The 788-nt window shown below is 66.0% G+C and carries 1 protein-coding gene and 1 pseudogene; both read left to right on the top strand.

Translation table 11 applies throughout. The features are described 5' to 3' along the window. Positions 1-7: 7 nt before the first annotated feature. Positions 8-175, top strand: a pseudogene (locus K9U40_RS24890) (transposase); the annotation flags it as partial. A gap of 2 nt (positions 176-177) precedes the next feature. Next, on the top strand, positions 178-788 hold a 611-nt coding region (locus K9U40_RS23125; protein WP_282892419.1), incomplete at its 3' end, for an IS5 family transposase.

The raw sequence follows: 788 nt of genomic DNA, 5'->3' as shown, positions 1-788 counted from the left end.
GTCGACCATGCTGACGCGGATGACGGACGAGGATTGGGCGGTGGCTCTGGAGGTGTTCCGCGCTTGCCGGTCGCGACGGGGCGACAAGGGGCGCGATGACCGCAAGTTCCTCGAAGCCATGCACTATTTCACCGTGCACAACATCTCCTGGCGGGCGCTGCCGGCCGAGTTCGGCGCGTGGAACAGCGTCTGGAAAAGGTTCTGGCGACTGCGCCAGGCCGGCGTGTTCGAGCTGTTCTTCGAGACCCTGGCATCGCTGAGCCGCACGGCGCATCTGGTCCAGATGTTCGATTCCACTGTGGTACGCGCCCATGTCTCCGCCGCCGGGGCAAAAGGGGGCAGGAGGGCCAGGCCCTCGGCCGCTCGCGCGGCGGCTTCTCCACCAAGATCCACCTCAAGAGCGACTTCGACGGCCAGCCGATCGCCTTCCACCTGACCGGTGGTGAGGCCGGCGACAGCCCGATCTTCAAGCTGCTGCTGGATCTGGGCCCCGACATCACGCCGCGCGCGGCCCTCGCCGACAAGGGCTATGACGCCAAGGCCAACCGGGCTATCGCACGCGCCCGCGGCATCGCGCCGGCTATCCCTTTCAAATCCAACGCGAAGGACCGGCCGACCTTCTTCCCGAAGGCGCTTTACCGGGGCCGTGCCCGCATCGAGCAGTGCTTCGGAAAACTGAAGCGGTTCAAGCGCGTCGCCCTGCGCTGCGAGAAGACCGAATGCGGCTTCGCTGCCATCGTCGCCCTCGCCTTGAGCTTCATCCTCATCAAATCCGTCCACACTGCCTA

The organism is Xanthobacter autotrophicus (genome assembly GCF_030015065.1).
Taxonomy (GTDB): domain Bacteria; phylum Pseudomonadota; class Alphaproteobacteria; order Rhizobiales; family Xanthobacteraceae; genus Xanthobacter; species Xanthobacter autotrophicus_D.
Note: the sequence above shows the minus strand (reverse complement) of the source record. Positions and strands in the feature narration are given on the sequence as shown.